Annotated in this window: 8 protein-coding genes; 1 reads left to right on the top strand and 7 read right to left on the bottom strand. The window is 75.0% G+C overall.

What is annotated here, in order from left to right; genetic code table 11:
• The 3 genes from EBM89_RS02435 to EBM89_RS20980 all read right to left on the bottom strand — a co-directional run.
• Positions 1 to 286 (bottom strand): hypothetical protein (locus EBM89_RS02435; protein ID WP_439647155.1); only part of this gene is annotated, 286 nt, incomplete at its 3' end.
• Positions 283 to 825 (bottom strand): ECF RNA polymerase sigma factor SigK, encoded by a 543-nt coding sequence (gene sigK / locus EBM89_RS02430; RefSeq protein ID WP_233571489.1) that lies wholly within the window; start codon positions 823 to 825, stop codon positions 283 to 285. The genes sigK and EBM89_RS02435, both read right to left, overlap by 4 nt.
• A gap of 130 nt (positions 826 to 955) precedes the next feature.
• Positions 956 to 2,245 carry a hypothetical protein gene (locus tag EBM89_RS20980; RefSeq protein WP_158609443.1) on the bottom strand — a complete coding sequence of 430 codons (1,290 nt, stop codon included), beginning with the start codon at positions 2,243 to 2,245 and terminating at the stop codon, positions 956 to 958.
• A gap of 197 nt (positions 2,246 to 2,442) precedes the next feature.
• Between EBM89_RS20980 and EBM89_RS22405 the strand changes: the two genes are divergently transcribed.
• Positions 2,443 to 3,858 carry a hypothetical protein gene (locus tag EBM89_RS22405; RefSeq protein WP_305038138.1) on the top strand — a complete coding sequence of 472 codons (1,416 nt, stop codon included), beginning with the start codon at positions 2,443 to 2,445 and terminating at the stop codon, positions 3,856 to 3,858.
• Positions 3,859 to 4,023: 165 nt separating this feature from the next.
• Here EBM89_RS22405 and EBM89_RS02420 read toward each other — a convergent pair whose 3' ends face one another.
• The 4 genes from EBM89_RS02420 to EBM89_RS02405 all read right to left on the bottom strand — a co-directional run bounded on the left by EBM89_RS02420 (position 4,024) and on the right by EBM89_RS02405 (position 8,046).
• Entirely contained in the window at positions 4,024 to 4,221 is a 198-nt protein-coding gene (locus EBM89_RS02420) for a hypothetical protein (protein ID WP_122147865.1), read from the bottom strand.
• Positions 4,222 to 4,430: 209 nt separating this feature from the next.
• A complete protein-coding gene (locus EBM89_RS02415; protein WP_122147864.1) occupies positions 4,431 to 6,089 on the bottom strand; it encodes a dipeptide ABC transporter ATP-binding protein in 1,659 nt (552 codons plus the stop codon).
• On the bottom strand, positions 6,086 to 6,598 hold the full coding sequence (locus EBM89_RS02410) for a GbsR/MarR family transcriptional regulator (RefSeq protein ID WP_122147863.1): 513 nt from the start codon (positions 6,596 to 6,598) through the stop codon (positions 6,086 to 6,088). The genes EBM89_RS02415 and EBM89_RS02410 overlap by 4 nt, the downstream gene beginning before the upstream one ends.
• A gap of 5 nt (positions 6,599 to 6,603) precedes the next feature.
• Complete coding sequence (locus EBM89_RS02405) at positions 6,604 to 8,046, bottom strand: serine hydrolase domain-containing protein (RefSeq protein ID WP_122147862.1); 1,443 nt, start codon at positions 8,044 to 8,046, stop codon at positions 6,604 to 6,606.
• Between the last annotated feature and the right edge of the window lie 32 nt (positions 8,047 to 8,078).

Raw genomic sequence — 8,078 nt, 5'->3', positions numbered from 1 at the left:
CGGCCGCCGGCTCCTGCGCGGTCCGGGTGACGCGCTCCAGCACGGCGGCCCGGACGGACGCGGGTGCGCCCACGGCCACCGCCGCGCCGAGCACGGCGGCGGTCTCGCGCAGCCCGTGGGCCTCGCGGGCGGCGTCGGTGTCCCGGGCGATCAGGTCCTCGACGGCGGCGCGCTCGGTGGCGTCGAGGGCGTCGAGCGCCCAGGCGCCGATGAGCTCACGGGTCGCGCCGTCGTCGGGACGGCGCTCTCCCGGACGGGGTGCGCGCGGGGCGCCGGGGCCGGTCACGCGGCCACCCCCAGGCAGTCGCGCAGCCGGGACAGGCCGTCCCGGATGCGGCTCTTGACGGTGGGCAGCGGAGCCTCCAGGTCCTCGGCGACCTCACGGTAGGTGCGCCCGTCGTAGTACGCGAGGACGACCGCCTCGCGCTGGGTGTCGGTGAGCCCGCCCAGGCAGTGCCGGACGCGCTGGGCCTCGAGGTTGCTCTCGGCCTGCTCGGAGACGACGTCGAACGCCCGGGGGCGGTCGGCGTCGATGGCCGCCTGGTCGCGGGTGCGCTGCGCCTGGACGGACCGCACGCGGTCGATCGCCCGGCGGTGCGCCATCGTGGTGGCCCACGCGCGGGCGGTGCCGCGTCGGGCGTCCCAGCGCGGGGCGGTGCGCCAGATCTCCACCATGACCTCCTGGGTGACCTCCGCCGCGTGGTCGGGATCACGCAGGACGGACAGCGCCGTGCCGTGCACGGCGGGGGACAGCATGTCGTACAGCTCGGTGAACGCGTCGGTGTCGCCGTCGGCGACCCGGGTGAGGGCCTCGTCGGCGGTCACGCGTCCGGGGGAGCGGGGTCCAGGAGAGGGCACGCACGTCATCCTGCCGTACGTGCCCTCCCCGGGCCTCGCGAGGCGTGACGCCGGCCGTGCGGGGAGGCGGGCCGGCGCCACGGTCATCGGGCGTCCGTCACTTGACGAGCGCGGCGGCGAGCGAGTCGATCGCGCCCGCCAGGGTGGCGACGTGGTGCGCCAGGCCGTCGGCGACGGCGTCGGCCGGGAGCTCGCCGTTGCTGACCTTCTCGAAGAACTCGCCCGCGGGGCCGCGGTAGCCGTCGAGGTTCAGCAGCTGCTCCTGCCGGGCGTCCTCGTCGCCGGTAGCGTCCGCCACCGCGTAGTCGACGAAGAACCCGATGTGCGAGCGCCACAGGTCGAGGAAGTCCGCCGCGTTCTCCTCGCCGGCGAGCGAGCCCACCGCCTCGGACAGCGCCACGGAGTTCGCGTCGAGCGTGGCGGCCGCCGCGGTGAACGCCGGGGACTCCACACCGCCCTCGGCCGTGTACGCGGTGAACACCGCGTAGGAGGCGAGGTAGACGTGCTCCTGGAGCAGCGCGGTCAGACCCGACCGCAGGGTGGAGGCGTCGTCCATCGCGTCGCCGGACAGCCCGGCGCCGGCCGCGAGACCGGTCGCGATGGTGGCGGCGTCCATGCCGACGTGGTCGGCGGCGGCCTTCAGCGTGTCGGACGCGGTCGGCTCGCCGGCGGCGAGCGCGTCGATCGCGGCCGTCAGCGTGGTGACGTGCATCGTGAGCGCGGCGGCCACGTCCGCGGCGGGCAGGTTCCCCGCGCTGATCTGCTCGAAGAACGCCCCGGCCTGGGTGGTGTACCCGGCCAGCGACGCCTGCGCGGCGTCGGCGGCGGCCTGGTCGCCCGACTTCTTCGCGACCGCGTAGTCGACGAAGTAGCCGATGTGCTCGTCCCAGAGCGCCTGGAACGCGGCGCCCTGCTCCTCGCCCGCGAGCGAGCCCACGGCGGCGGCCAGGTCGGCGGTGTTCGCGTCGAGGGTCGCCTTCGCGGCGGTGAACTCGGCGGAGTCGGCGCCCGCGGTGTAGGCCGTGGCGACGCCGATGCCGGTCAGGTAGACGTGCTCCTGCAGCAGGGCCGTCAGGTTCGCGCGCAGGGTGGCGGCGTCGGAGTCGACCTCGCCCGCGGTGTCCGTGGCGGCGGCCAGGCCGGTCGCCAGGGTGAGGGCGGTCTCCGGCATGTGCTGCGCGGCCGTGCGGGCGTCGGCGAACGGGTCGCCGGTGCTGATGGGCTCGACCGCGGCGGTCGAGTCGCCGCCCATGTCCATGTCCATCGTGGCGGACATCGAGGGTGCCGAGCCGGAGGTGTCGTCGCTGCTGCACGCGGTCAGGGTCAGACCCAGCGTGAGGCCGGTGGCCATGATCGCTACTGCGTAGGTGCTTCGGGTGCGTCGCATCATCGCTTCTCTCGCCCGTCGGGATCGGTGTACGCCCAGAGTTCGGAGCGGCAGGAGGGGCGGATGGGTGAAGTGCGCCCACCCACGCAGGACCGAGGTCCCGCAAAGTGCGTAGGCACAGGTCAGAAGAGTCCTGCGCGGGAATCTCCCACCCGTGCCGACGGCGGCGCGGGAACCCGCTCACGGAAGCGCAGGACATGAAGACGCACATCACGACACGCCGGACCCGTGCTGCTCTCGCGAGCGTCGCGGCCGTCGCGATCTCCGGCGTCGGGCTCGCGCCCGCTGCCGTCGCCACCGTCCCGGACGACCACGAGGCTCTCGTCATCACCGCGGTCGACGACTGCGAGGAGGGCGAGGACTGCGACGGCGAGGTCGACCCTGGCGACCCGACGGACCCGGTCGACCCTGAGGCTGACCCGACGGACCCGGTCGACCCGACGGACCCGGTCGACCCGGAGACGGAGCCGGTCGACCCGGAGACGGACCCGACGGACCCGGTCGACCCGGAGACCGACCCGGTCGATCCGACGGAGCCGGAGGTGGACCCGGCGGACCCGGTCGACCCGACGGAGCCGGAGGTGGACCCGGCGGACCCGGTCGACCCGACGGAGCCGGAGGTGGACCCGACGGACCCGGTCGACCCGACGGAGCCGAAGGTGGACCCGACCGATCCGGTCGACCCGACGGGCCCCGAGGTGGACCCGACCGACCCGGTCGACCCGACGGGCCCCGAGGTGGACCCGACCGATCCGGTCGACCCGACGGGCCCCGAGGTGGACCCGACCGACCCGGTCGACCCGACGGACCCCGAGGTGGACCCGACGGAGCCGACGGACCCGGTGGTCGTCGCCCCCGACATCTCCATCGCCGAGGACCCGTCCTGGACGGCGTTCTTCTCGCAGGTCACCTTCCGCTTCGCGGCGGACCAGGATGCCGTCGCCTGGTCGTACCAGCTCGACGGCGTCGACCTCGAGGGCGAGTCCGGCGCCTCGGTGACGCTGCGTGACCTCACGACCGGCGAGCACACGCTGCTGGTGACGGCCGGGAACGAGGCGGGCTCCACGACGCGGCAGGTGACGTTCGAGGTGCACACCCTCGAGGACGTGCTCGCTGCCCTGCCGTCGCTGGCCGTGCGTCCTGGTGACACCGTCCGGATGTACAACAAGGAGACCGGGGCCCTCGGCGCCGGATCGACGGTCCGCGCCTTCGTCCAGGTCGACGGCGCCGAGCGGCTCCTCACCTCGGGGACCGCGGACAGCGCCGGCGACGCGATGCTCGACGTCATGGTGCCCGAGCTCGCCACGGGCGCGTACATGGTCGAGCTCCGCTCCGAGAACGGGACCAGCCTGTTCGCGCGCTGGGACGTGAGCGCGGCGAACCCCGCCCCGGACGGGATCCAGGACCTCGGTGCGGTCGACGGTGACGCCGCTGCCCGCGCCGCCGCCGGTGGGAGTGGTTCGGGTGCGGGCGGTGACCTGGCCCAGACCGGTGCCAACCCCTGGCTGATCGGTAGCGGCGCGCTGGGCGCGCTCGTCGCTGGCGGCGGCCTGCTGTGGGTGCGTCGCGTGCGTGGTGCGCAGATCTCGCCGGCGGACGTGCCGCTGGTCTGACACCCGACGAGAAGCCTCGCCGCTCGGGATCGTCCGGGCGGCGAGGCTTTCTCGTGCGTCCGGCGCCGCGGGGACGTCGCGCGCGTGCCGGTTCGCGCCCGGCCGCCGAGCGAGTACCGGAGGCACCGGCCGACGAGGTCGCGGGCGGTGCGGGATCCGGTGGCGTCAGGCCGCGCTGTGGGCGGCGGCGGCGAGCGCGGCCGCATCCGGACGGAGGACGTGCACGGGTGCGGGTCCCCCGACGAAGCAGCGGCAGGGGCCGTCGCGGTGCTCGAGCCCGGAGTGCGGGCGGGCGACGCACGGCTGCGGGCCGACGACGGCGCTGAGCTCCGCGGCAGGGTCGGCGGTGGTCGTGGTGGTCATGCTCGGCGCCTCCTCGGGGCGGCCGTGGGGCGACCGCCCGGTGCGGCACCGCTCTGGGGGCAGACCGGTGTCGCGGTGGGCCACGTGGCGCGTTCACGCCGACGTGGTCTCGTGTCCATCGGACGGTCGCACACGAACCTGCGGAATCCGCCACCCGGGAGCGGGTGAAATCCGTCCGTGTGGTCGGTATCACGCGCTCCCGGTCGGGCTCACGACGCCAGCCGCACCGACCGCCGGGCCGCCTGCGCGGCCGGGTCGGGCACGGGCGCGGCGTTCAGCAGCCGACGCGTGTAGTCGTGCTCGGGGGCGCCGAGGACGCGGCTGCGCTCCCCGACCTCGACGAGCCGGCCCCGGTGCATGACGGCGACCCGGTCGGCGAGCTCGTCCACCACGGCGAGGTCGTGGCTGATGAACAGGCACGCGAACCGCAGGCGCTGCTGCACGGACCGGAACAGCTCCAGCACCGTGGCCTGGACGGAGACGTCGAGCGCGGACGTCGGCTCGTCGGCGATCAGCAGGTCGGGGTCGAGCGAGACGGCACGGGCGATGGAGACACGCTGCCGCTGCCCGCCGGACAGCTCGTGCGGGTACCGGGACGCCCACGCGGCGGGCAGCTCGACGGCGTCCAGCAGCTCGGCGACGCGGGTCCGCAGGGCGTCGCCGCGCAGGCCGGCGTGCACGCGCAGCGGCTCGGCCACGGACTCGCCGATGGTGTAGCGGGGGTTGAGCGACGCGGCGGGGTTCTGGAACACGACCCCGATGCGGGTGCGGGCGGCCCGCACGGCGCGCGGGGTGTCCCGGCCGAGGCGGGTGCCGACGACCTCGACGGTGCCGGAGGTGAGCGGGGCGAGGCCGAGGGCGCAGCGGCCGAGCGTGGACTTGCCGGAGCCGGACTCCCCGACCAGGGCGACCATCTCGCCGGGCTGGACGCGCAGGGTGACGTCGTCCACGGCCCGCACGACGCGGCCGCGGCGGTCCTTGTACTCGACCACCAGGTGCTCGACGTTGAGGGCCGGGCGCTCGCGGGTGTCGGCAGCCGAGGGCCGCTCCGGGGTGCCGATGCGCGGGACCGCGGCGAGCAGGGTGCGGGTGTACTCCGCGGCGGGCGCCGCGAACAGGTCGTGCACCGGCGCGGTCTCGACCACCTCGCCGTGCCGCATGACGACGACGCGGTCCGCGAGGTCCGCGACCACGCCCATGTCGTGCGTGATGAGGACGACGGCCGCGGACGTGCGCTCACGCAGGCGGCGCAACACGTCCAGCACCTCCTGCTGCACGGTGACGTCGAGGGCGGTGGTGGGCTCGTCGGCGACCAGCACCTCGGGGTCGCAGGCCAGGGCCATGGCGATCATGACGCGCTGCGCCTGCCCGCCGGAGAGCTGGTGCGGGAAGAACTTCAGGCGCTGCTCCGGGTCGGGCAGCTCGACCATGCGCAGCAGCTCGACCGCCCGCTCCCGGGCCTCGGCGCGGGACAGCCCGGGCAGGTGCCGGCGCAGCGTCTCGCGCAGCTGGTAGCCGATGGTGAACACCGGGTCCAGGGCGTTGGAGGGGTCCTGGAAGATCATCGCGACGCGGCGGCCGCGGACGTCCGACAGCGCGCGGTCGTCGAGGCCGATCAGCTCGAGGTCGCCGAGCCGGGCGCTGCCGGTGACGGTCGCGGTCCCGGGCAGCAGCCCCAGCAGGGCCATGGTGGACACGCTCTTGCCGGACCCGGACTCCCCGACGACGGCCAGCACCTCCCCGGCGGCGAGGTCGAAGGAGAGCCCGCGGACGGCGGGCACGTCGGGAGCCCGCCCGCCGTCGACGCGGAAGGTGACGGCCAGGTCGCGCACACGCAGGACGGGCGCGGGGGTGGTGTCGGTGGTCACGGTTCTCCTGTCGTCGCCCCCGCGTCGCGGTAGGCCTCCCAGTCGGTGAGCATCTTGCGGTGGTACCCCGCGAGCCACTCCATGTAGTTGCGGGCGTTGCGCAGCCGGCGGTGCGGCCCCTGCGTGGGGTCGCCCGAGGCGGCCAGACCCTCGTCCAGCACCCGCTGCAGCCGGGGCAGGTAGGCCCGCTCGCTCTCCAGCCAGCGGCCCCAGATGTCGTCCTCGACGCGGAAGTAGTGGTTCCGGTCGCCCGGCACCGGGTGCCGCTGGATGAACCCGACCTCGACGAGACGCCGGGTGGCGGAGGACACGGCGCCCGCGCTCGCGCTCAGCAGCGCGGCGATCTGCTGGGAGGACAGGAACGGCCGGTCGACGATCATCAGCAGCCCGACCACGCGACCCTCCATGCGCGGGCTGTGCGAGCCCTCCCAGGTCAGCGCGAACTGCTCGATCCAGTGCAGCTGGTCGGGGCTCAGCGCCAGGTCGGTCGCGGGGGCGTCGTCGCTCATGCCGGTCAGCCTAGGGACGACGGGACCGGTGCACCGGCCTCCCGGCGCCGCGTCATCCCGCTGCGCCGGCGCCGGAACTCCGCGAGCGGCCACGAGGTCATGCCGTGGCGCACGGCGGCGATCGCGTCGTCGGCGTCGCGCTCGACGAGCACGTCCTCGCCGGCGGACCCGAACCCGGGCTCGCGGGTCGTGCCGAGCCGGTCGCGGCCGAGGACGTGCAGCTCGTCGTAGGCGGCGGTCGGGTCGGGGGCGGCGGGGTGCAGCAGCAGCAGGCGGCCGCCGAGCTCGGCGATGTCGGTCAGCCCCCACAGCGCGCCGAACCGGCCGGTGTACCCGGCGAGCGGGCGGGCGTCCGCGGCGGGCGCGGGCACGTCGGCGGGCGGGTTCAGGGCGAGGTCGATGAGCTTGATCAGCCCGACCGCGATCGGGTCGGCGGGTCCGTCGATCGCGTTGGTGAGGACGCTGACCACCAGGCGGGCCCGCGGGTCGATGTAGGTGCGCGTGATGTGGCCGGGGTAGCCGCCGGAGTGCCCGACGATCTCGCGGTCACCGATGGTGTGCAGGTCGAGGCCGATGCCGTAGCGGCCGACCTCCTTGCCGTGCACGGTGACCACGGACTCCTGGCGGTGCAGCAGCCGCTTGCCCGCGTCGGACAGCAGCGTCTCGTCGCCGTGGAAGTGCGCGGCGCCGAACGTGGTCATGTCGCGGGCGGTGGAGTAGAAGCCGGTGGCTGCGGCCAGCGCCCGGGTGTCGACGTGCTCGATGGTCTCGCGGGAGTCGTCGGCGTCGAGCAGGGCGGTGTGGCCCCCGGCGTACCGGTCGGCGAGAGCCGGGTCGTACTCGGCGCCGGTGTCGGCCATGCCCAGCGGGTCGAGGACGGCCGCGCGCAGGTGGTCGGCGAACGACTGCCCGGTCACCGACTCCACGACCAGGCCGAGGATGCCGTAGCCGTAGTTCGAGTACTTGAAGTGCTCGTTGGCGCCGTAGACCTCGCCGGCGTCGCGGAGCTCGGCGAGCAGGGTCGGCTCGTCGGGGAACGGGCCGTCCAGCTGCCAGAAGTCGCCCCGCTCGCCGTCGCGGATGACGCCGGCCTGGTGGCCGAGCAGCTCGCGGACGGTGCGGGACCCGAGCGCGGTGCCCGCGAGCCCGGCGACGTGCGTGCCCACGGTGTCGTCGAGGCGCAGCCGACCCGCCTCGACCAGGCGCATCACGGCGGTCGCGGTGAACGACTTGGAGTGCGAGGCGATCCGGAACAGGTGGTCCGTCCGCAGCGGCTCGCCGGTGGTCACGTCGGCGGTGCCCCACGCGTGCTCCAGGACCACCTCGTCGCCGGAGCGGATCGCCACCTGGATGCCGACCGCCCGCCGGAACGCGCCCTGGAGGTCGATCCAGGAGGCGAGGTAGGGCGCTGCGGCGCGGATCGTGGCGGCGGTGGTGCTGTCGGACATGCGGCGGGCCTCTCGGGACGGGGTGCGGTGCG

Source organism: Cellulomonas triticagri, from assembly GCF_003696205.1.
Classification (GTDB): domain Bacteria; phylum Actinomycetota; class Actinomycetes; order Actinomycetales; family Cellulomonadaceae; genus Cellulomonas; species Cellulomonas triticagri.
The sequence above is the reverse complement of the archived record's forward strand: the minus strand, read 5'-3'. Positions and strand labels throughout refer to the sequence as shown.